This is a genomic window from Mycobacterium szulgai (assembly GCF_002116635.1).
Classification (GTDB): Bacteria; Actinomycetota; Actinomycetes; order Mycobacteriales; family Mycobacteriaceae; genus Mycobacterium; species Mycobacterium szulgai.
Map to the genome: position 1 here is coordinate 160,630 of NZ_LQPW01000031.1, position 23,115 is coordinate 183,744.

Annotated in this window: 15 protein-coding genes; 7 read left to right on the top strand and 8 right to left on the bottom strand. The window is 67.1% G+C overall.

Annotated features, from left to right (window positions below; genetic code table 11):
- Positions 1-23: 23 nt before the first annotated feature.
- The 3 genes from AWC27_RS07885 to AWC27_RS07895 form a co-directional block, all read right to left on the bottom strand.
- The gene (locus AWC27_RS07885; protein ID WP_085669964.1) at positions 24-2,840 is read right to left on the bottom strand and encodes a PE family protein; all 2,817 of its coding nucleotides are present in this window, start codon (positions 2,838-2,840) and stop codon (positions 24-26) included.
- A gap of 105 nt (positions 2,841-2,945) precedes the next feature.
- A complete protein-coding gene (locus AWC27_RS07890) occupies positions 2,946-4,394 on the bottom strand; it encodes an amidase (RefSeq protein ID WP_085669965.1) in 1,449 nt (482 codons plus the stop codon).
- An 8-nt stretch (positions 4,395-4,402) separates the two neighbouring features.
- Positions 4,403-5,206 (bottom strand): mycofactocin-coupled SDR family oxidoreductase, encoded by an 804-nt coding sequence (locus AWC27_RS07895; RefSeq protein ID WP_085669966.1) that lies wholly within the window; start codon positions 5,204-5,206, stop codon positions 4,403-4,405.
- A 262-nt stretch (positions 5,207-5,468) separates the two neighbouring features.
- On the opposite strand from AWC27_RS07895, the gene AWC27_RS07900 reads away from it, so the two are divergent.
- Entirely contained in the window at positions 5,469-7,109 is a 1,641-nt protein-coding gene (locus tag AWC27_RS07900) for a flavin-containing monooxygenase (RefSeq protein WP_085670072.1), read from the top strand.
- 417 nt (positions 7,110-7,526) lie between these two features.
- Here the strand turns inward: AWC27_RS07900 and AWC27_RS07905 are convergent, their stop codons facing one another.
- Positions 7,527-8,861: a hypothetical protein gene (locus AWC27_RS07905; RefSeq protein WP_085669967.1), complete on the bottom strand. Its 1,335-nt coding sequence runs from the start codon at positions 8,859-8,861 to the stop codon at positions 7,527-7,529.
- A 100-nt stretch (positions 8,862-8,961) separates the two neighbouring features.
- Between AWC27_RS07905 and AWC27_RS07910 the strand changes: the two genes are divergently transcribed.
- The 5 genes from AWC27_RS07910 to AWC27_RS07930 all read left to right on the top strand — a co-directional run bounded on the left by AWC27_RS07910 (position 8,962) and on the right by AWC27_RS07930 (position 15,201).
- Positions 8,962-9,924, top strand: coding sequence for a DNA polymerase domain-containing protein (locus AWC27_RS07910; protein WP_085669968.1), 963 nt, complete (start codon positions 8,962-8,964; stop codon positions 9,922-9,924).
- A 54-nt stretch (positions 9,925-9,978) separates the two neighbouring features.
- Positions 9,979-10,179 (top strand): hypothetical protein, encoded by a 201-nt coding sequence (locus AWC27_RS07915; RefSeq protein WP_085669969.1) that lies wholly within the window; start codon positions 9,979-9,981, stop codon positions 10,177-10,179.
- 907 nt (positions 10,180-11,086) lie between these two features.
- Complete coding sequence (locus tag AWC27_RS07920) at positions 11,087-12,307, top strand: YcaO-like family protein (RefSeq protein WP_085670073.1); 1,221 nt, start codon at positions 11,087-11,089, stop codon at positions 12,305-12,307.
- On the top strand, positions 12,304-13,806 hold the full coding sequence (locus tag AWC27_RS07925; protein WP_245846925.1) for a TfuA-like protein: 1,503 nt from the start codon (positions 12,304-12,306) through the stop codon (positions 13,804-13,806). Before AWC27_RS07920 ends, AWC27_RS07925 begins: the two co-directional genes overlap by 4 nt.
- A gap of 33 nt (positions 13,807-13,839) precedes the next feature.
- The gene (locus AWC27_RS07930; protein WP_085670075.1) at positions 13,840-15,201 is read left to right on the top strand and encodes a cytochrome P450; all 1,362 of its coding nucleotides are present in this window, start codon (positions 13,840-13,842) and stop codon (positions 15,199-15,201) included.
- Here AWC27_RS07930 and AWC27_RS07935 read toward each other — a convergent pair.
- From AWC27_RS07935 to lpqN, 4 genes are all read right to left on the bottom strand, one after another.
- Positions 15,167-17,326, bottom strand: a complete 2,160-nt coding sequence (locus tag AWC27_RS07935; protein ID WP_245846936.1) for an FUSC family protein — start codon at positions 17,324-17,326, stop codon at positions 15,167-15,169. The two genes, AWC27_RS07930 and AWC27_RS07935, sit on opposite strands and share 35 nt — an antisense overlap.
- 151 nt (positions 17,327-17,477) lie before the next feature.
- Positions 17,478-18,875, bottom strand: a complete 1,398-nt coding sequence (locus AWC27_RS07940; RefSeq protein ID WP_245846926.1) for an alpha/beta fold hydrolase — start codon at positions 18,873-18,875, stop codon at positions 17,478-17,480.
- Positions 18,876-19,027: 152 nt separating this feature from the next.
- A complete protein-coding gene (locus AWC27_RS07945) occupies positions 19,028-19,513 on the bottom strand; it encodes a hypothetical protein (protein ID WP_085669972.1) in 486 nt (161 codons plus the stop codon).
- A gap of 83 nt (positions 19,514-19,596) precedes the next feature.
- On the bottom strand, positions 19,597-20,286 hold the full coding sequence (lpqN, locus tag AWC27_RS07950; RefSeq protein ID WP_085669973.1) for an envelope biogenesis lipoprotein LpqN: 690 nt from the start codon (positions 20,284-20,286) through the stop codon (positions 19,597-19,599).
- A gap of 180 nt (positions 20,287-20,466) precedes the next feature.
- On the opposite strand from lpqN, the gene AWC27_RS07955 reads away from it, so the two are divergent.
- Positions 20,467-23,097 carry a GH92 family glycosyl hydrolase gene (locus AWC27_RS07955; RefSeq protein WP_085669974.1) on the top strand — a complete coding sequence of 877 codons (2,631 nt, stop codon included), beginning with the start codon at positions 20,467-20,469 and terminating at the stop codon, positions 23,095-23,097.
- Positions 23,098-23,115 lie beyond the last annotated feature (18 nt).

The following is a 23,115-nucleotide window of genomic DNA, read 5'->3' on the forward strand; positions in this document are numbered from 1 at the left end:
CTCAGCGGCCGGCGAGCACAACGTCAGGGTGCGCCGGCGCCGCCGCCCCCGCCGCTGCCGCCGGCGCCGCCGTTGGCGCCGCCGGCGCTCATGCCGGTGTTGCCAGGGGCCCCATCGCTACCGTCGCCGTTTGCGGTGTCGCCGCCGGTGCCGCCCTGGCCTCCGGTCCCGCCGTGGCCACCGATGCCGTTGTCGCCCGCGCCGTTGCCGCCGCTGCCGCCGGTTCCCCCGGTGCCACCAGTGCCGCCGCTGCCGCCCTGGACGCCATTGGAGTAGCTGGAGGCGCCGGTGCCGCCCATGCCGCCGGTACCGCCGGCGCCGCCGACGCCATCGAAGTTCCTGGACGCACCGCCGTTGCCGCCGTTGCCGCCGGCCCCGCCCGGGCCGTTGGTCCCGGGAAAGCCGCTTGTGCTTACCCCGCCCTGGCCACCTTGCCCTCCGGCGCCACCGGCACCCCCTGTCTCGCTACCGTTGCCGCCGGTGCCGCCACTGCCGCCGTTGCCCCCACCGGTGGGGCCGTTGCTACCCAGCCAGCTCGCCGCGGAGCCGCCGCCGTTGCCGCCGCCGCCGCCGGCGCCACCTTTACCGGCTGGGCCGAGGCCGGTGCCGCCGGCGCCGCCGTTCCCGCCGGTGCCGGGAGAACCAACAGACAGGTCGCTGCCGCCGTTGCCGCCGGTCCCGCCGTTGCCGCCGGTGACGTACCCAGCGCCGCCAGCGCCGCCGTTGCCGCCGTTGCCACCGGGAGCGAGGGTCTGGGTGGGAAGAGGGCCAGTGAAGCCGCCGGAGCCGCCGTCGCCACCGGTTCCGCCGTCGCCACCGGTTCCGCCAAAGCCGGCGGCGTCACCACCGCTACCGCCGGTGCCGCCCGCGCCGCCACCACTTGGGCCGTTGCCAAACGGTATCGCTGGGCCATAGCCGCCGTTTCCGCCAGTGCCCCCGGTGCCCCCGTTGCCGCTGTTGCCGTTGCTGCCGCCATTGCCTCCGGTACCGCCGGCTCCGGCGCTGCCGCCATTGCCTCCGTTGCCGCCGCCGCCGCCACCACCGAAGCCCTGCAGTTTGTTGCCGTCGCCGCCGTTGCCGCCGCTGCCCAGGCCCGTACTGGGGCCGTTGCTGCCACCGTTGCCGCCGTTTCCGCCGTTGCCGCCGGTTCCGCCGATACCGGCATTGCCCCCGTCGCCACCGGCCCCGGCGTTGCCGCCGTTGCCGCCGTTAGTGCCGTTGTTGTCGCCGCCCGTGATGCCGTTGCCGCCATTGCCGCCGCCGCCGCCGGTGCCGCCGACACCGCCGCTGCCGTTAGTGCCGCCGGCATCTGTGTTGCCGCCGGCACCGCCTTGCCCGCCTTGCCCGCCAGTCCCGCCGGCCAAGCCGGTGTCGCCGTTTCCGCCGTTGCCGCCATTACCGCCGCTGCCGCCGGCGCCGCCGGCGCCCGGGGTGCCGCCGCTGCCACCGGAGCCGACGTGACCGCCGGCGCCGCCGGCGCCGCCGGTCCCGCCGGTCCCACCATCGCTGCCGGGGTTGTGGTTCACGTTCCCGTTGGCGCCGTCGACGCCGGTTCCGCCGGTGCCGCCGGCACCGCCCGCGCCGCCGCTGCCATTGGTGCCGCCGACGCCGGCGTTGCCGCCGTCGCCGCCGACGCCGCCCGTTCCGCCGCTGCCGCCGGCTGAGCCGAACCCGGCGATGGCGTCGCCGCCGGTGCCGCCGGCACCGCCGGTGCCGCCGCGGCCGCCGGTACCACCGGCATCGGCGTTACCGCCGGCACCGCCTTGCCCACCGCTGCCGCCGGCATAGCTGGCATAAGCGGCGCCGCCGGCGCCGCCGGTCCCGCCCGCCCCGCCAATGCCTGCCCGGGCGGCCGAACTGCCGCCGCCGTCGAGACCGCCTGCTCCGGCGCTGCCGCCTGCCCCGCCGTTTCCGCCGTTTCCGCCGCTGAAGTATCCAGGCAATGGTCCGTCGGCGCCACGGGAGCCGGTGCCGCCCGAACCGCCGTCGCCGCCAATGCCACCGCTGCCGGTACCAAAACCGTTGCCACCGGATCCTCCGGTCCCGCCTGCCCCGCCGTCCAGGCCGGTGTGCCCGTCGGCCGCTAGGCCCGTGGAGTCGCCGCCGGCACCGCCGCTGCCGGCGGCCCCGCCGTCGCCGCCAGCGCCATTGACCCCGTTAGCCGTAACACCGGCGCCGCCGGCACCGCCCTGGCCGCCGAGGCCGCCGGAGCCACCGGTGCCGAACAGCAGCCCTCCTTTACCGCCGGCCCCGCCGTTGCCGCCGCTTCCACCGGCCTGCCCCGCATCGCCTGGCGTGCCAACGCCGCCGGCCCCGCCGTTGCCGCCGTGCCCGAACAACCCGGCCGCCCCGCCGTTGCCGCCGTTTTGGCCGATCCCGCCGGAGCCGCCATTGCCGCCGTTGCCGAACAACCACCCGCCGTCTTGCCCGTTGGCGCCGGTACCGGCGGCACCGTTGGCGCCGTTGCCGATCAGCGGGCGTCCGCCGACGACCGCTGCGTACCGCGCATTGAGCTGGGCGAATGGGTCCTGCCCATTTTGCAGCGCGAGCACGAAGTTGTTCAGGCCCTCGGAAAGCTCGTAGAGGTTCGAACCGAGGGCGACAGTGCGGGCGAACTGTTCGTTGAAGGTTGCCGCAGTGGTGCTGAGGTCTTGGTATTGCTGACCCCAGCCGCTGAACAACGCCGCGATCTGGGCAGACACTTCGTCGCCGGCCGCGGGCAGCAACTGCGTGGTGGCCGCGGCCGCCGCGAGGTTGGCCACGGAGATGGCTGAGCCGATGCCGGTGATGTCGGTGGCTGCTGCCGTCATCAGCTGCGGCGAAGCGAAAACGTACGACAACGCAGTTCTCCTGTCTCTGTCGCAATGGCGCGAAGGTCGACTGATCCTGTGCGCCCCGCGATGAGCAATCGCTGGAGAAAACTTGAACGCGCTGGTGCGCGCGGGTCAGATCCGCTGGATCGGCGGATGGTCAGCCGACCACGGCTGGGCCGACTCCAGTTGCGCCGCAAGGCGAATGAGAACGTCCTCGCGGCCGTAGCCGGCGGCGAGCTGAATGCCGATTGGCAGTCCCTCGGCATTGCGGTGCAACGGCAGGCTGATCGCCGGCTGACCGCTCATGTTGAACGGGGGAGTGAACGCGGCGAATTGCCCGCCGCGGCGCATCGGCGCCGTTGGGTGCTGCGGATCGTTCTCGAATTCGCTGAGCAGTAGTGGTGGTTCGGTGAGCGTTGGCGTGAGCAGCACGTCCCAGCCGTCGGCCCACCACTGCTGCAGTGCCCGCCGGAATGCATAGATGGCGGCCTGGGCTGCCGCGTAGTCGATGGCGCTCAACCGCTGCGCACGCTCGATGAGCACCCAGTTCACCGGCTCGATGTCGTCGGCGGTCACCTCGCGCCCGAGGGTCTGGCTGTACTCGCGCGCCGCCATCGCCAGCTGGGTGCACCACAGTGCCATGAACTTCTGGGTCAACGTGGTGTCGGCGAGAGCTGCCGGCCACGCCGGCTCGACAATGTGACCGAGCCCGTCGAGCAACGCAGCCGCCGCCCGTACCGCCAAAATGCAGTCCTCGTGCAGGAATTCGCCGCGCGGATGCACGTCGAGGAGTCCGATGCGCAATCGGCCGGGTGCTGCGCCCACCTCGTCGACATACGGTCGCTGCGGCGCCGGCGCGATGACGCTGTCGCCCACCCCCGGGCCGCGCAGGGCGTCCAGCAGTCCCGCGGTGTCACGCACGGTGCGGCTCACGCACAGCTCCACTCCCAGCCCCGTCTCGGCGCGCGCGGGCCCGAGCGTGATACGGCCCTGGCTCGGTTTGAGGCCCACCAGCCCGCAGCACGAAGCGGGAATGCGAATGCTGCCGCCGCCGTCCGAGGCGTTGGCAAACGGGACCATTCCCGCAGCAACGGCCGCGGCGGCGCCGCCGCTGGATCCGCCCGGCGTGCGGTCGGGCGCCCACGGATTGCGGGTCGGTCCCCAGGCCAGTGGCTGGGTGGTCGGCAGACTGCCCATCTCCGGGCTGTTCGTCCGCCCGGCGATCACCAGCCCGGCCGCCTTGCAGCGGGCCACCAGCGTCGTGTCGGTGGTATCGATCTTGCCCGCCGCCTTCAACGCGGCATTGCCGTTGGACAGCGTCTGCCCGGCGAAGCTGGTGTAGAGGTCCTTGAGCAGAAAGGGCACGCCGCGGAATGGGCCGGCGGGCAGACCGGGGTCCGCCGCGATTTCGCGGGCGTGCTCGAACCATTCGATGACCACGGCATTCAACGCGGGGTTGGCCTGCTCAATCCGGTAGATCGCCGCCTCCAGCAATTCGCTGGCGGTGACCTGGCCGGTGGCGACCAGTCGCGCCTGATCCGTGGCGTCCAGCCACCGGGTCTGCTCGGCGAGTTCAGTCATGGTTCGCCTCAGTGGATTCGGGCGCTGCCGCCCAAGCCGATCTCCAGCACACTGCCGGTGATGACGCCCGGGTCTGCGACCAGGTAGAGCACTCCGCGACTGACGTCCTCGGGTTGCAGCCACGGTTTCGGTATCGGGTTGGCCTTCATCATCCGGCGGACCAGATCGTCGGGAACATCGTCACCGCCCGGCGGCTGCACCATCGGCGTCTGCGTCGTGGTCGGGCAGACCACGTTGACCGTGATGCCCTCTTTGGCGACTTCCAGGGCGACGGACTTGGCCAGCCCGATCACCCCCCACTTCGTGGCGTTGTAGGCAGCGAGCTCGGGGATGCCCATGCGGCCCCCCATCGACGAAGTGACCACGATCCGGCCGTACTGTTGCCGCCGCATCACCGGTATGGCCGCGCGCAGGGTATGAAACGCACCGGTCAGGTTGGTGTCGACCAGTTGCTGCCAAACTCGGTCGCTGACCCCTTCCAGTGGTCCGGTGCTGACGATGCCGGCGTTGGCCACCACGATGTCGAGCCTGCCGAGATCCTTGACCGTTTGTTCGACCGCTGCGTCAACCTGAGCCGAGTCGCGCACGTCAACCGCGATCGGCACGCAGCGCCTGCCCAGCTCCGCGACGAGTTTGGCGGTGTCGTGCAGGTCGTCCTCGGTGCCCAGTGGGTAGGTCAGGTCCGACATGGGGCCCGGCGCATCGGCGGCGACGATATCCGCGCCCTCGGCGGCCAGAGCCAGCGCATGCGCGCGCCCCTGGCCGCGCGCCCCCCCGGTGATCAACGCGACCCGTCCATCCAAGGCACCCACAGACCGCTACGTTAGGACACGCGAATACCACGATCGACGCCGGCGCCGCCAGTGTGGCGGTGAACTTCTCGCCCTTCGCGATTTCTATGCGACACACGTCAGTACCGCGTCGATCCTGCCGCTATGACGCGGGCAAACAGCGCATCACCGCGGGCATGCCTAACCGACCCCGCTGCGCACGCTTTCGCCGATCGCAAAGCGCGGGTGCAGTACGGTTCGCAGTGAGGAAGGGGTGTGCATGGACGACGGCGTGCAGGCCACAATGCGTTCCCTGGATGAAGCTTTCCCGGCCGTCGCGACCCGCGACGCCATAGTGATCGGCGCGGGGTTCGCCGGGCTCTACGCCGTGCACCGGGCGGTCGAGGCGGGTTTTTCGGTGCTCGGTATCGAGGCCGCGCCCGGGGTGGGCGGCACGTGGTATTGGAACCGGTATCCCGGCGCGCGCTGCGACGTCGAAAGTGTCGACTACTCCTACTCTTTCGACGAGGAGCTACAGGCGGCCTGGACGTGGACGGAGCGGTTCGCGGCGCAACCCGAGATCCTGGCGTACCTGGAGCATGTCGCGGATCGGTTCGACCTGCGACGTCACTACCGGTTCGGCACCGAGGTGGTCGGGGCGCGCTTCGACGAGGCCCGCGGGGAATGGGTGGTGGACGCGTCGTCCGGCGACACTTTCCGGGCGCGCTTCCTGCTCTGTGCCACCGGGTGTCTGTCGAGGCTGAACCGCCCCGATATTCCCGGCATGTCCGACTACACCGGCCAGGTGTACTTCACCGCGGCCTGGCCCCGCGACGATCCGGACTTGCGGGACAAGCGAATTGGGGTCATCGGCACTGGGTCCTCGGGCATCCAGATCATTCCGATCCTTGCCGCGCAAGCCAAGTCGCTGGTGGTGCTCCAGCGGTCTCCGAATTACACCATCCCGATGCCCAATCACCCGTGGTCGCAAGAGGATCTGCAACGGATCCGGCAGGAATATCCCGAGCGACGGCGGCGCTCGGCATATGCGGCGTCCGGAACACCGCACGGCACGTATCACCAGAACGCGGTCGACACCGATCCCGCGGAACGCGATGAGGCGCTGTGGCGGCGCTGGCGCGAGGGGGGTGTGTTGTTCGCCAAAACCTTTCCCGACCAGACCAGTGATTTGGCCGCCAACGACATCGCACGCCGGTTCGCCGAGGACCGCATCCGCGAGATCGTGACCGACCCCGCGGTGGCCGCGGATTTGATACCGGTCGACCATCCGATCGGGACCAAGCGCATCTGCACCGACGCCGGCTACTACGCGACGTTCAACCGGGAAAACGTGCGGCTGGTGAACCTGCGCCGCGAGCCCATCGAAGCCATTACCGCCGACGGGGTGCGCACCAGCACGGCCACCTACCGCTGCGAAGTACTAGTGCTGGCAACCGGTTTCGACGCGTTGACGGGCGCGCTGACCAGAATCGACCCGGTTGGCCGCGGCGGTCAGCGACTGACCGATATCTGGGCCGAGGGGCCGCTCACCTTCCTCGGCGTGATGGTGCCGGGCTTGCCGAACCTGTTCAGCTTCAGCGGCCCGGGCAGCCCGTCGGTGCTGGCCAACATGGTGTTGCACGCCGAGGTGCAGGTGGACTGGGCGGTCCAGCTGCTGCGGGCGGCACGAGCAGGCGGTATCACCGAAGTCGAGCCGCACCGTGACGCCGCCGTCGAGTGGACCGCGCGTGTTGCGCAGGCGGCCGAGCGGACGCTGTTTCCCAAGGCGCAATCGTCGTGGTACTTGGGCGCCAACATCGAAGGAAAGAAGCGGATCTTCATGCCCTATGCCGGAGGTTTCGGTGCCTACCGAAAGTTCTGCGACGACGTCGCGCGCCGCGACTATGCCGGGCTGGTGCTGACCACCGCCGGAAACGCCCGGTAGGCAAGTCCTCAACGCCGCCGGCGGACGCAGACACCTCGTACGCACCAAATGAACCCGCGGCGATGCATAGGCGTCGTGACCCGAGGCGGCTGCCGGCATCCGTCGTCCTGGCTGGGCGCGGAGCCTTCGCCGTCGCCGAGGTATTGGGCCGGCGCCGGCAACGGCGGATCTGCGTGGGCCACCGGAGACGCCGGTCACCCCGACCAGCATCTTGAGCACACAGCCGATCGTCTCGGATGTGCGCATCGCCACGTTCGGGGTGCGATAACGATTTGATCTGCACATGGTGCTGCGATGCACGGTTGATTAACGTCGCCGTCGCAGGTGCGAACATCACCTAGCGACAGCGGGGATCTCACCGCCACCCCCTCGAGATGAGATCCCCGCTGCACTTCCCGCGATGCACCCGACGGCCACTTAGAACCACGGCCCTGGATAGTGGCCGTCCTCGTCGCGCACCAACAGGATTTCCCGGCATTCTCCACCCGAGGATGCCGACGTCTCACCCCGACAAACCAGCGTCCAACCCGATATCCGCCCGAACGGTCGCACGGCCCAGCTCGAGGTGACTGGTTCGGTCGCAGGCAACGCGATCGCCGAGAACTTGCCGGCAGCGTTGGTGATGTAGAGGTGGCCGTCGAAGTACGCCAGTTTGGCGATCGACGATTTGTTGACCTCGTCGCGATTCTTCAGGAAATCCCAGTGCTGGGTCCGCAAATTCCAGACACCGAAACCGAACTGTGAAGTCGGGGAAGCATGACCGTCGATGAACAATTGCCCGTCGGCCAGCGTCGTCGTCAGTCCGGCGCCGGAAACCCGTTCGGAGTCACCGATTTTGACGATCGTTCGGGCGTTCAGGTCGAAAAACGTCGTCGACAGGACAGAGCCGTCCGAGCGGGTTATCTGCACCAGCCGCTCAGGTCCGTCGAACAGTTCGCCATCCACCGTCAGCACGTCGTTGTCCTGATAAATGGGCTCGCCCGTCGGCAGCCGCAGCTGGACACCCGATGTCCGGCCGGCCTCGGTGTTGCGCTGCAACGAAAGAACGTCCTGCCAGGCTCGGGCGGGCTGCGGATCGTCCCACATGGCCGACAGATCGGCATTCGAAAGCATCACGGTCCGGGGCGGTTTCAGGCTGTGCCCATCGGAAAAGGCGTTCGTCCAGGCCACCCCGGACGTGGTGCCGGCCAGCCCCCAGTTCTTGGCCGTGGTCAGTTGCAGGTCCGGCGCCGGCGGCGGTAGCTCGCGCGTTGCCGACGGCCGGCTCGATCCGAGATCGAACACGTATGCCGTTGCTACGGTCGTTTCGGGTTGCAGCGGCTGTGCGTGGCGCGCCGTCGCCACCAGATACGCAACCTTCGGTTCGGCCGCCGTGCCCGAAAGCGCGCACGCGGCACCTAGTACGTCAACGCCGGCGCCCACCGCCGGTATGGCAGGTGTTACCAGTTGTCCGGTTTTCGTGTCGAATACCTTGGGTCGGATCTTGTCCAGTGCTGTCTTGCCGAGGGTGAAGTCGTCGGGGCATCCGTAGTAGACCGTTCCGCCGTAGCTCTTCCAATCTTTGGCCAGAACGCTGGCGCGCCCGGGCGGCGGCGGCGCGACCGGACTGACGGCCGGTTTCGCAGTGGAGGGAACCGGGGCGGCGGCAGGCGGGGCGGCCGGCCCGGAACACGAAGAAACCCCCAGGCACACGGCCGCCGCGAACGCCGCGACTCCGCGCCGGGACACAGGTATCCCCGATAGCAGACTCATTAGCGAATTCCCCCCGCTAAGTCCTCTCCCGACCGAGCCTAAGGCGGCTGGCGGCATCTCGCGACTCGAGCGAGCCTCCCGGCCCGCTTAGGGTGGACAGATGAGCGCCGGCGAACAGCGCGCGGGGGTCGACCTGACGAACCTCGATCAGCCGCTGAGTCCGGATGCCGCGGCCACCAAGCGCGATCTGGTCGACTACCTGGATGCGGTGGCCGACGCGATGTTGCCCGGCCTGGCCGGTCGGCCGCTAACCGTGCTGAGGGTGCTGCGCGGGCGGGCACCGTTCATGCAGAAGAATGTGCCGAAATACACCCCGGATTGGGTGCGCACTGTTGCGATATGGGCAGAGGCGTCCCACCGCGAGGTGCATTACCCCATCTGCGACGACAGACGCACGCTGCTCTGGCTGGCCAATCAGCGCGCCGTCGAGTATCACCCGACACTGGGCCTGGCCGACAACATCTACCGGCCCACCCATCTCGTACTCGACCTCGACCCGCCCGCCGGCGGCGACTTCGCCGCGGTGGTCAACGTCGCATATCTGGTCCGGCAGGCGCTGGCGGACTGCGGTCTTGCCGGCGCGGTGAAAACCAGTGGCGCCAAGGGAATTCACATCTTTGTGCCGGTCGACGACCACGCGCCGGTGGACGACGTCGCGGCGGCCACCCGCGCGCTGGCAGCTCGTGCGGAAAAACTCGATCCTTCCTTGGCGACAACGGCTTTCATCGTGGAGGACCGCGCGGGCAAGGTGTTCGTCGACTCCACCCGCGCCGGCGGCGCGACCGTCGCGGCCGCCTATAGCCCCCGCTTGCGCCCCGGCACACCGGTGTCGTTTCCCGTCGACTGGTCAGAGCTGGACCGCATCAACCCCGCCGACTTCACCGTGCACACCGCCATCCATGCGCTGTGCGGACGCGACCCGTGGGCCGAATCGATGCCCGAACCTCAATGTCTGCCAAGCGATCTCATCGAACACGGACGAACCATCCCCGTCGCCCGGGTGGCGGCCATGCACGAAGGGAAGCGACGTGCCCGGGCGCGACGCGCCAACGACCACCCGTGAGAATGACCAGTCCCGCGATATGCTGCCGTCGAAACCGTGTGAGGGGAGATCGAGTTGTCCACCTTCAAGCGGTACCTCGGCTTTCAGCTGATGATGTTCGTATTCGGCATCGTCGGGCCGATCTTCTTGATCATGTTCTTCGCCACCCAGCCCGACCCGGCCATGAAGTGGGCGTATTGGGCGGGGCTTTTCGTCACCTACTTCGACATAGTGATCGCACTCGGGCTCACCAAGTCGACCGGCAATATCTCCTGACCAGCTAATTGGTCAATTTGCCTCCATTTCGGGGCCGGTTACTGGGCGTCGTGGCCGTGGCCCGGCCGGACACCTCTCATTAGGCTCACCGCCCAACCGAATTGAGGCGATGACCATGTCCCACGAACTGCTGTTCAAGCGAGAAGCAGACGGTGTACGCGGCCGTTTACGGCTTCTTCGGCGACGACGTCGTCGAGTGAGCAGCCAACCCCGGCTGAGTAGACAAAAGGAGGTGATAATGCTCCACGAGCTGCTGTTTTGCGAGAAGGCGACTGTGTACGGAGCGCAGTTCAGTTTCTGCGGTGACGACGTCGTCGAATGAGCGGATCCGCGCGACCAGCCGCGCGTGTGCAAACTGCCCCCCTGCGGCGCCCGGTCAGTGGGCGAAACGCCCATGGCAGCTGGGCAGATGCCCGTTTAAGCTCGCCCTGCGCGAAAGTGCGCGGCATCTCGGCGAATCCTATGCGGTACATGACGGCATGCGAAGGAAGCGAGGAGGTGACCATGTCCCACGAGCTGCTGTTCAGCGAGAAGCAGACGGTGTACGGAGCCTATTTGGCTTTCTGCGGCGACGACGTTGTCGAGTGAGCAGATAACCACCGATCTGAACGTCCGCGGAATCCCGTCGTCGCGTCGAGACGGGATTCCGCGGCACCCCTGGTGATCTCCAAGCAGGGAGGAGGTGAACCACATGTCACACGAACTCCTGTTCTGCGAGAAGGAATCCGCGCACTCGTCTTCTTTCATGTTCTGCGGCGATGACGCCATCGAGTGAGCGCCACATCGATCCGAACACCGTGGGTCCCGTCGTCTCATCGAGACGGAACCCCGCTATGTCCCCGCTATCTCAAAAGCACGATCCACAGAAAGAAACGCGATGTCCGAAGCGGCAGCCGTAGCCGTCGACATGCTGACTGGGCCGGACTGGTCGCACTGGCCGAAGCGGGTATTGGGTTCCGGCGACCCGACGACGATCGGGCATCGGGACGGGACGTACCGCGTCGTCAGCCCCGATGAGACCTGGCTGGCCGTGCAACCCCTGCTCGAAACTGCCGGCATCACCCGAGTTGCCGATCTGACCTGGCTGGACGAAATCGGCATTCCCACTGTCCAAGCCGTGCGGCCCGCCTCTGTGACGTTGTCGGTGAGCCAGGGCAAGGCCCGCACCTACCGCGCTGCTCAAGTCTCGGCGGTGATGGAATCCCTGGAGACTTGGCACGTCGAGAACGTCACCCCTGACCTATTCCACACGGCGGCAACCGAACTCGCTGCAGACCTGACCTACGATCCCGCGCAACTGCGCCGGCCGTACGGCGGCCTTTACCACCCCGACGCGAAGCTGGACTGGATGATCGCCACGACATTGCTGACCGGCCGCCGAACCTGGGTCCCGTGGGGCGCCGTCGCGGTGACCGTGGCAATCAGTGACTGCTGGGCCGCGCCGATGTTCGCGATGGACACCAACGGATTGGCATCGGGCAACAGCTATCACGAGGCCACCCTGCACGCGCTGTATGAGCTCATGGAACGGCACAGCCTGGCCAAGGGCGTCGCGGGCTCCACCATGTTTGAGGTGCCCATCGACGATGTCGCCGGCTCGGATTCCGCCGGTCTGGTTGAGATGATCTACCAAGCCGGCAACGAACTGTACCTGGCGCGAATCGACACCTGGGACGGCTATCACTGCTTTGCCGCCGACCTGGTCTCACCGATGACCGAAATTCCGTTCTGCGGCTTCGGATTACACCACGACCCCAACGTAGCGTTGTCGCGGGCCATCACCGAAGCCGCGCAGTCGCGGCTCACCGCGATCAGCGGAGCCCGCGAGGACCTGCCGTCGGCGATTTACCAGCGTTTCGCCAAGGTGCACAACTTTGCCCCGGCCGGCCACACCATAAAATCGATGCCCCGCGCCGAGCCGATCCGGTGGCAGAGTCGCACAACCGACTCGCTGTCGGAACTGGTGGCCTCGGCGGCCACGGCGGTGGCGCAACGCAGTGGCACCGAACCGCTGGCGGTCGTGTGCGACATCGCCGACAGCAGCGTACCGGTCGTGAAGGTCGTCGCCCCGGGACTGGAGGCCACCGACTCATCGCCGATCCGGACCCCGCTGGAGGAGTCGGAATGACACCTGCAGTGACGCGCGCGGCGACGGGCCCGGAAAGAATCGTCGTCACCGCCGGACCCACGATCGGCGCCGGCGAAATCCGCGCTGTCGTGCCCAATGCCGAAGTGGTACAACCGATTGCGTTCGGTGACGCGTTCCGCTACGGATTGGGTGCGGGCGACACGCTGCTCATCGTCGACGGGCTGTTCTACCAGCAGGCCTCTGTTCGGCACAAAGAGCTGCTGACCTTGATGGACGACGGCGTCCGGGTGGTCGGGTCCTCCAGCATGGGGGCGCTGCGCGCTGCCGAACTCCACCCGTTCGGCATGGAAGGTTACGGCTGGGTCTTCGAGGGGTACCGGGACGGCCTTCTGGAAGCCGACGATGAGGTGGGGATGGTGCACGGCGATCCCGATGACGGTTATCCGGTCTTCGTCGATGCGCTGGTCAACATCCGCCACACCGTGGCGCGCGCCGTCGAATCCGGTTTGTTACCAGATTCATTGGCGAACCAGCTCATCGAAACAGCGCGCAACACCCCCTTCACCATGCGCACCTGGAATCGGCTGCTGGATGCGGTCGGGGTGCGTGAAAACCGGATTCTGGCACGGCAATTGCAATCGTTGCGGGTGGACATCAAGCATGCCGACGCCGTCCTCGCGCTGCGTCAGCTCGCCAGCGAGCCGAAGTTCGCCGCTGTCCGGCCGGGCCCGCCGCCGACCGCATGGTCGGAGCGCTGGCGGCAGCGGTGGGCGCCACCGACGCCCGTCTCGGTCGCAGCCGCCGACGGCGACCCGTCGGTTGTCGAGGTCACCGACGCCGACGTGCTCTCGCTGCTGAGCGTGTGCGCGACCGACCGGTGGGCCTACCTGCCGGCCCTGGAGCAGGTGGCGGCCTGGTACTGGACTTTGACCCATCCTGACCAGCCCGGCAGTGTGCGGGAACGGGCGAATCGTGCCGTCGCCGAAGCGCCGGCCACCGGTTACCGGGACGCCCTGGAAGCGGTGGCCCATCGTTACGCACGGGCCAGGGGCGTCATCGACGAGTCCGGCTTTCCCGAGCCCGTCAAATTGCAATGGCTGACCGCGGAGGAGAACGAAAGCCTGTGCCACGACCCGGCCGGCGTCTCGGGGCGGGTGATCACTCGCACGCTGTTCTTCGCCCGATCCCTACCAGCCGAACAGCACTACCTTGAGCTGCTGCGGGAAGATCCGAGGCTGCCGAAATGGCGGGCCATGACGGCCCGGGCCCTGGCGATGCGGGACAGCCTGGCGCGCCAAAAGCCGCATCTCAATCTGCGCCGGCCAGACCCGACGCTGCTGAAGACGCTGTTCAGTGCCCGGTGGGGCGCCCCGGTGGACCGCATCGAATTGGCCAGTCGCGGCTTGCTGAGCGACGGCGCGTTCTACACCGCCGCGACCATATTCGCCGTGGCGGCCGCCGATGGCCAACTGCCAACCATCGAGGTCGGCAGATTGGGTGTGGCAGAACAGTTTTCGCTCACGAAGCCGGCACGCTAGGGCCGTCGCAAAGCCGGCCGTAGAATGGCGCTGATGCCAAAAAGCGCCACGACCGCCGCCGACAAGTCTCCCAGGTTTCCACCCGGACGCCGGCTCCCGCGATGGATGCAGGCGGCGTTCATGTTCGGCCACGGGCCGCATTTCATTGCCGCCTGCCATCGCCGCTACGGCGACGTCTTCACGTTGCGCATCACCTCGCTGGGCACCCTGGTGTACCTGGCCAACCCGGCCCACATCAAGACGGTGTTCGCCGGCGATCCGGCGGTTTTTCATGCCGGCGAAGCGAACTCGATGTTGCGCGGCATGCTGGGCGACAGTTCGCTGCTGGTGATCGACGACGATGTGCACCGGGACCGGCGCCGGCTGATGATGCCGCCGTTCCACCGCGACGCCGTGGCACGCCAGGCCGGCCTGATGGCCGAGATCGCCGCGGCCAACATCGCCGGGTGGCCGGTGGGCGAACCGTTCGCGGTCGCGCCCAGAATGGCTGAGATCACCCTCGAGGTGATCTTGCGGACGGTCATCGGCGCCACCGACCCCGCGCGGCTGGCCGCGCTGCGCGAGGTGATGCCGCAGCTACTCCGCGTGGGAGTCTGGGAGACCCTCGCGATCGCCAATCCGGAACTGATCGGACAGCGGCCGTGGCGGGGGCTGCGGCGGCGCATTCAGGAAGCCGACCGGCTGCTCTACGCCGAAATCGCCGACCGGCGAGCAGATCCCGATCTGGACACACGCACCGACACCCTGGCGATGCTGGTGCGGGCCGGGGACACGATGACCGACCGGGAATTGCGTGACCAGCTGATGACGCTGCTGGTGGCCGGTCACGACACGACGGCGACCGCGCTGTCCTGGGCGCTGGAGCGTCTCACCCGTCATCCGGTCATCCTGGCCAACGCGGTGCGCGCCGCCCAGGCAGGCGCCTCGGGCGATCCGGCCGGAGACGAGTACCTCGACGCGGTGGCCAAGGAGACGCTGCGGATCCGTCCGGTGGTGTCGGATGTGGGGCGGTTGTTGACCGAGCCGGTCGAGGTGGCCGGATATCTGCTGCCCGCCGGCGCGATGGTCGTCCCGTCGATAGCGCTGGTCCACGCGAACGACTCGATATACCCCGATGCGGATCGGTTCGACCCGGATCGCATGCTCGGCGCCGCGCTGACGCCGACCACCTGGTTGCCGTTCGGCGGCGGCAACCGGCGCTGCCTCGGCGCCACTTTCGCGATGACCGAAATGCGGGTAGTGCTCCGAGAAGTGTTGCGCCGCACCGAGTTAGACACGACCGATGGGCCCGGCGAACGGCCCAAGCTCAAGCACGTCATCCAGGTACCGCGCGACGGCGCCCGTATCCGCGTCAGCGCTTTCAGGGACGTCCCGAAACCGAGCTTGGCAGTTTGAGTCCGGCGTCGGCGCCCAAATGGGTGGCGGCGGTGACGACGGCCCGTTCGATGCGGCGCAGCGAGTGCAAGGCGCTGAGCAGCCGTCGCGCATTGTCCTCCAGCTCGGCGCGGCCAGACGGGTCGTCCTGCTGCCTGGTCAGGGTCTCGGCGGTGTCGAGGAAGTCCGACGCCCCGACGATGGTCACTTCGTGGGCTCCCTCGAGCGCGGAAACCAGCGCTTCGATGTTGCGCTGAATCTGGTTCGCCGCGCTGGTGACGGCGTCGGACAACTCGTCGCTGCAGTGCGGGTCGTGGTACTGCTCGCTGCGGCGAGCCAGATTTCGTCCGTAGCGGTCACAGGCGGTGAACAGCCGCAAGCTTTTCTGAATGGTGCGCCGTCCGGCGAAGCCGGCCACCCCGGCCAGCAGCGGCTTGGCGGTTTCCCGGAACTTCTGCATGTCGCGGTCGAGCTGACGGGCTTGCTCGGTTGGGCTCGTGGTCTCGTCGTCGTCGAACATGGTCGCGACCGACGCCTGGATGAGAGCGGACAACGACGTCAAGAAGGACCGGGTGTCATTGCGGATGGTCGTCCGAATGTTGGTGGGCAACACCAGGATTGCGACCGTGACGCCGATGACGGCGCCGATCGCGGTCTCTTCGATGCGCAGCATCAGCACCCCGAAGCTGAATTTGCCCAGTAGTCCGTACAACAGCGCCAGCATGGTGGTGATCCAGAAGGTCATCAGACTGTAGGTGACCTTCATGAAATAGAAAGCGCAGAACAGGCATACGAAGATCAGCGCCAGCGACTCGACCTTGTTGCCGGCCACCAGCGTGGCGATGAGCATGCCACTGGGTACGCCCAGCACTGTGCCGAGCAGACGCTGCCAGCCCTTGGTCAGGGTTTCGCCCCACGAGTTGGTGCCGGCGAAGATGACGAACGCTGCGATCACCGCCCAATACCAGCGCGCCGGCGACACCAACTCGCCGGTGATGATTGCAAGTGCGGCGGCAATGGAAACCTGGATGGCCTGCCGAGTCGTCGGCAACAACCCGCTGGGGGATTGATCATCGGAGTCCACCGCATGCGGCTGTGGCGCGGGACGGGCGGATTCGGCGGGTTCGCCGTGTCCGGCGTGCTCGGCGTGCTCGACCAGGGCCCGGACTTCGGCGGTGGCATTGGCCGCCGAGACGATCGCCAGGGCAAGGCGGCGAACGAGGGCGCTTTCGTCGTTTTGAGTGGCTGAGGTCGGACTGGGTTGGTTGTCCAGCACCTCTTGAGCTCGGCTGGCTGCCCCCCGCAGGCCCTGGGGTTCGGGCACCCGGATGGCCCAGGCCAACTGGGTTAGAGCGCCGGCCAGTTCGATGCGCGTGTCCGCCGGAACTCGCGCGCCGTTCAGTGCGACCCGCTGTCCGGCGATCGCCACCCATTCGACGGCGAGTTCGGCGTCGAACAGCCACGGCGCCAGATGCTCGCCGCTCACCCCAGGCCACAGCGTGGCCGGGTTGTACTTGTCCTCGATCTGGCTTTGCACCATCAGCGCGGTCGAGTTCAGTCGGGCGATCCGCGTGTGCATGCGGCGACGCCGCCGTTGGTCAAGACGGCCAGCCCGGATCGCCTCGGCGGTGGTGTCGACGACGATGGCCATTCGCGCCCGCAGTGAGCGGATTGTCGCCCGCAGGACGCGTTCTGGCCGATCGGGCAGCACGTAAGTGCTCATCACGAAGGTGCACAGCGTGCCCACCAGCACAGCGCCGATCATCCACGGCAGCTCGGCCGGGCCGGCCCGCAGGTACAAGGTGAAGAAGTACGCCATGAACGCGACCATGCCCAGCGCCCGGCCGCGGGCATCGAAACGGCGGATATAGACCGCGACGAACACGATCACCACGAACACGAGGTCGGCGGCGACTTGGTGGCGGGCCAGCAGCGCAGCGGCGGTGATGGAAAGCGCGGCCGGCAACGGCAGCAGGGCCATCGTTATCCGTTGCTGACGGGGGTCGGGTTCGGTGACCGAACGTGCGGCGATCATGGTGATGACGACGCCGAGCAGCGCAACGGTCAGCGGCTGCCCGGTTGCGCGGGTCAACAAGTACAGCGCCACTAGGGAGCAGGCCAGTGCGGCCGTCGTGCGGCTGGCCATCCGCAGCCGCAGCAGTCCCGGATCGGAACCGACCGTCCAGATACGCGCCCGCTGATACAACGCGGCCAGCCAGGCGAAAGGCGTTGCAGCCGAATTAGTTTCGGTAGTGCGAAGCGGAATGGGTGAAGCTTCGTTCATCACGGCCGGGTGCTCAGGGAAGGCTGAACTTCGGCACGTTGGCGTATGCGAGACAGGACTGATCGACGTCGCGACCGGGGTTGTTGAGGTAGGCCGTCATGATGGTCTGGGCGCAGGTGGACGTTGGCAACACTCCGTGGCCCACCCCAGGAACCCGCAACGCCACGGCGTTGCTGAGCCCGGGCGTGATCTCCCTGACCCACTGCGGGGCGGTGCTGGAGTCGAATGAGCCCGAAAGAATCAGGGTCGGAACCTTGCTCAGCGCCGGAAGGGTGTCCGCGGTGTCTGATCTGCCCAGGTTCCATGCTTGGCACTCGCGGAAGATCCAGCTGCCGGTCGGGGTAACCCGCAGCACCGAATCCGGCAGTCCCGGCATCGCCAACCGGGCCTGGGCCAGAGCCTGATCCGGCGTGGTCCAGTTCGCCATCTCCTGGCAGTACGCGCCCAATGCCAGGCCGGCGCCCAACAGCCCGCGCTGTGGCGCCGCCGGGACACCAGCGGCGATCCCCGCGCCCGCCAGGCTGCCGTCCCCTTTGGACAGCGCGAAGATCATCCGCGGAATGTCGACGACTTTGGCGGGATCGGCGCTCCAGTCGAGCACCAGCGGCACCACCTTGGAGCCGTCGATGGTGACCTGGACCGCGTCACCGGCCGGGCCGGAGGTGGTGACCTGCAGCGGCGTCTGGCTCAACTTGTTGACGGTATCGAGGAACACCTTCGCCAGGTTGGGGTAGGCGGCCGCGCAGGGTGGCTGGTCGGCACACGCCTGAAAGACCCCCGCCAGGCCGCTCGCGGGAGCCTCCCACCAACGATCGACAAGGTTCATCTGGGGCGGCACCACCGAATCCAGGACCATCGACCGGATGCCCTTGGGGTGGTCGCGCAGCAGTTGCAGGGCCAGATCGGTGCCGTAAGAGACGCCGTAGACATTCCATTGATCGATGCCCAGTTTCACGCGCAGATCGGCGATATCGGCCGCATTCTCCCGGGTGCTGTAGGCCGCGAAATCGACGCCGCTGGGGGCCAGACGATTTCGGCAGGCGGCGACGGCGGCCGCGTCCAGATCCGCGGTTGATGAAGATTCGAACACCAAATTCACTGCGCGCGCGGTGAAGTCGTCCATCTCCGGGCAGCTCAGGTGCGGATCGCTGTGTACCGTGCCGCGCTGGTTGACGAAGATGACGTCGCGGTCGGTGTTCATGCCGCCGGCCACCACCCCAGGGGCGCTGAGCGTGCCCGCGCCCCCGGGGCCGCCGGCCAAGAAGACGATGGGGTCGGGCTTAGGTGTAGCGCTGGCCGCCTTCACCCGGGCGACCAGGATCCGGATGGTGCGGCTCTTGGGATTGTCCCGGCTTTCTGGCACCGTCAGATAGCCGCAGCTGTAGTTGGGACCCAAATCGGCTTGCGGCATGCCCGGGAAGTTCGGCGTCGGACATGGCACGCCCACGTAGGAGGTCCGGTCAGCCGGCCCGCGCGAACAGGCAACGAGCAGACTCACGACCATGACCGCGGCTAACAGGTAAGCGATGCGTGCGCGTGATGGAGTTGCGATGATCGCGACCGTTACTTCCCTGAAGTCAATCGCACCGCCGCCAGCTTCAGCCGGTCGATCGCCTCGGCGAACTCGTCGCGCGTCGGCGTGCGGTTGTCGCGGAATTTCAGTCCCATCATGCGCTGTGCGCGCTTGACGTCATAGGACTGCGCACAGCGCAGGTACAGATCGGGAAGGACAGCGGGGTCGGTGATGAGTTCACCGCGCATCGCCGATGTCTTGCCGTCGTAGACGACCTGTGCGTCGCCGCCGCCGCGGAAGTTGGCCTTCCACACCGCACCGGTCAATGCATAGAGATCGCCGTCAATCACATGGGCGCTCAGCGGAATTGAGAACTCGCGCCCCGACTTTCGGCCGGTGAATTTCAGCACCATCAGCTGCTTGCGCATCGGCCCGGCCAGGGGAGTGCCCAGCAGGAAGCCCAGGGCCGGATTGATCACACGAAGGAGGGCCGAGGGTGGATGCCCGACGTCTACCGCATACGACTGTTCTGTCATGACAACACCGTAAGACACCGTAAGACCAATCGGCAGCGCCGCCGAGCGGGTTGTGCTCCGCGGCGCTGCCGGTGTTTACGAGCTCAGGGCGCGATGGTCGTTTGGTCGTCGATGACGTTGGTGGCGTCCATCAAGACGGCCTGCTCACTGTCCAGCGAGTCGGCATCGAGTTGCAGCACGAACAGACCGCTCGGGCTGGTGATCACGACCGTCTTCTGTGCGACGGCGCGCTTCTTGCCGTTCTTGGTGTAGGAGCCACCGAGCTGCCAGGCCTGGAAGCCGCCGAGCGTGGATGCGCTGCCGTCGCCGCTGCCCTCGTACCCGGGCAGGTTCTTCAGCTCGCCGGGAGCGTATTGGATGATCTTGGCCGGGTCGACGTCACCGGTGAGTTTGGAGACCAGCGCCACGATCGTCGGTGGGTCGTTTGGGTCGGATGGCTTGCTGTACACGATGCCGCCATATGGGGCGCCAGAGCCCTCGGGGATCAGAGTCCATCCCTCGGGCACCGGCAGGTTGATGGTCGGGGAGCCCGGGTCGCCGTGGTGAACGGGGGTCTCGGTGATGTGGTTCTCGATGATGTAGTCGGCGATGGTCTTGTTGGCCTGCTGACCTGGGGCCGTGCTGGTTGACGTGGTGGTCGAGGTGGTGGTCGAGGTGGACGTCGACGTGCTCGTGGACGTCGACGTCTTGGTGTTGCTCTTGTTGTCAGAGCCGCAACCAACCAGCGCCAGGCCCAACGCCACAGCCGCGATTGCGGCAGTGCAGTTCTTCATGTATTCGCATCTCCCGAAAAATGGGCCGGTACCTGCGACCGGCAACGTCGGACTGAGACTAGCCGAAATGGCGGCTAACGGTCGGTACAAGATATTGGCGCATTTTGGCCAAGTTAAAGATCTGACTGAGTAGATCTGCGAAACACCCGCGAGAACGTGCGCCTTGCAGTAAGAGAAGCTATGCGATCACGCCGTGTACTCATCGCGCTCCTGGCAGCGGGAGTGCTTTTCGTGGCGTTCGTGGCCGCGCTTTCGCCCATCACTTACGACGGTGAGCCCGGGCTGGTTACCAATCCAGTGGAATATGTCGACACGCTCAACGGCACCGGCACCGGTGGCCAAGAGGTAGGAGAAATCAACAATTTCCCGGGCCCCTCGGTGCCTTTCGGGATGGTGCAGTACTCGCCGGACACTCTCGACGATTACGCCGGATACGACTACGACAACCCCCGCTCGACCGGATTCAGCATGACCCACGCCTCGGTCGGTTGCGCGGCTTTCGGCGACATTTCCATGCTGCCGACCACTACGCCGATCGGCGCCTACCCCTGGATGGCCTGGGAACGGATTTCCCACAAACACCATGAGCGCGGTGTGCCCGGTTACTACACGGTGCGGTTTCCGGGCACCGGAGTGCTCGCCGAACTCACGGCTACCACCCGCACCGGTGTCGGCCGCTTCAGCTATCCGCATAATGGCCGGCCGGCGCTGTTCCACGTGCGCTCCGGCGCTTCGTTAGCGGGCAATTCGGCGGCAAGCCTGCAGATTGTCGACGACACCACAATCACCGGATCGGCAACCAGCGGGCGCTTCTGTGGCAAGAACAACACCTACACGGTGTACTTCGCGATGAAGTTCAGCATGCCGTTCACCTCTTACGGCGCCTGGGACGGTCACGTGGTGTATGCCGGTGCCAACAGCGTGAATTCGCGTCGCAGCGGGGCATATGTGGAATTTCCGGCCGGCTCGGTACTCGAGGTGCGGACAGCCATCTCCTACGTGAGTGTCGAGGGGGCCCGCGCGAATCTGACGGCCGAGGGCGGAACGACTTTCGACGAGATCCGTACCGCTGCAACCAACGAATGGAACACCGCACTGTCGCACATCGCGGTGGCCGGCCGGGACCGCAACCAGCTGGAGACCTTTTACAGCAGCTTGTACCGATCCTTGCTGCACCCCAACACATTCAACGATGCGGACGGGCGCTATATCGGGTTCGACGGCACCGTCCATACCGTGACGCAGGGACGCACTCAGTACGCCAACTTCTCCGACTGGGACACCTATCGGGGCCTCGCGGCCTTGCAGGGATTGCTGTTTCCCAGGCAGGCCGGCGATATGGCCCAATCGCTGGTCAACGATGCCGAGCAGAGCGGGTCGTATCCCCGCTGGGCGCTTGCGAATTCGGCGACCGGCGAGATGAGTGGCGACAATGTGGTGCCGCTCATCGTGAATATGTACACCTTCGGCGCAACGGATTTCGATGTCAAGACGGCACTGCGATACATGGTCGACGGGGCGACCCGCGGCGGTGTCGGGCTCAACGGCTACGTGGAACGGCCCGGAATCGCAACCTATTTGCAACTCGGGTACGCCCCGCAGACCCAGGAGTTTCGCACCGACGGCCGGATCGCGGGTGCATCGATCACGCTGGAGTGGTCAGTCGACGACTTCGCCATCTCCCGGTTCGCCGAGTCGCTCGGCGACAGCGCAATCGCCGCCGAATTTCAAAATCGCGCCCAGTACTGGCAGAACCTGTTCAATCCCAGCACCGGTTACATCTCACCGCGCAGCTCAACCGGGTTCTTCCGCAACGGTCCCGGTTTCGCCAAGTCCCCCTTCGGTTTCGGTCAGGACGGATATGACGAGGGCAACGCCGAACAGTACGTGTGGTGGGTGCCGCATAACGTCGCCGGCCTGGTGACCGCCCTCGGTGGCCGCGCCGCAGCGGCCGAGCGGCTGGACCGATTCACCAAGAAGCTGAACGTGGGTCCCAACGAACCCTATCTTTGGGCCGGCAACGAGCCCGGGTTCGGCGTGCCCTGGCTGTACAACTACCTCGGTCAACCGTGGAAAACTCAGCGCACCGTCGACCGGGTGCGAGGGTTGTTCGGCCCCTACCCGGACGGGGAGCCGGGCAACGATGACCTCGGCGCGCTGTCCAGCTGGTACGTCTGGGCCGCCCTCGGCATGTATCCGATCATCCCGGGCACACCGGTATTGTCGGTCAACACACCACTTTTCGAGCGCGCTGTCATCACCCTCCCGGGTGCCAGATCCATCCGGATATCCGCGCCGGGCGCGTCTGCGCCCATTCGGATGAAGTACATCAAGTCCCTCAGTGTCGACGGCCGGCCGACCGATCAAACGTTTCTTCCGGAGTCAATCATCCGAACCGGCGGCGACCTAAGTTATGTGCTTTCCGGCCGTCCGAACAAGGACTGGGGCAGTGCGCAGTCGTCCGCGCCGCCCTCGTTCGGGGCAGGCAGTTCGGCTGTGACCGTGAATGTTTCGCAGCCCATCGTGACCATCGCGCCGGGCGGCAACGGCACGGTGACCCTCGATGCGCAACGAATGATCGACGGCGCCGGCGACTACACGATCACCGGCGTGGGCTCGCACGAGGGGATCACCGCCGCAGCCAAGTCCGGGCGCTTCTCGGACCGGGGTTCGGCCAAGGTCGCGATACCGATTACGGTGGCGCACTCGGTGCCCGACGAGTACTACCTGGTCTATCTGACGACCACTGTCGGCAATAGCAGCAGGCGCTCGATGGTACTCGTCGTGGTCTCCGATCTGGCCGAGGAATAGCGGCGTTCGGCCGGCTGG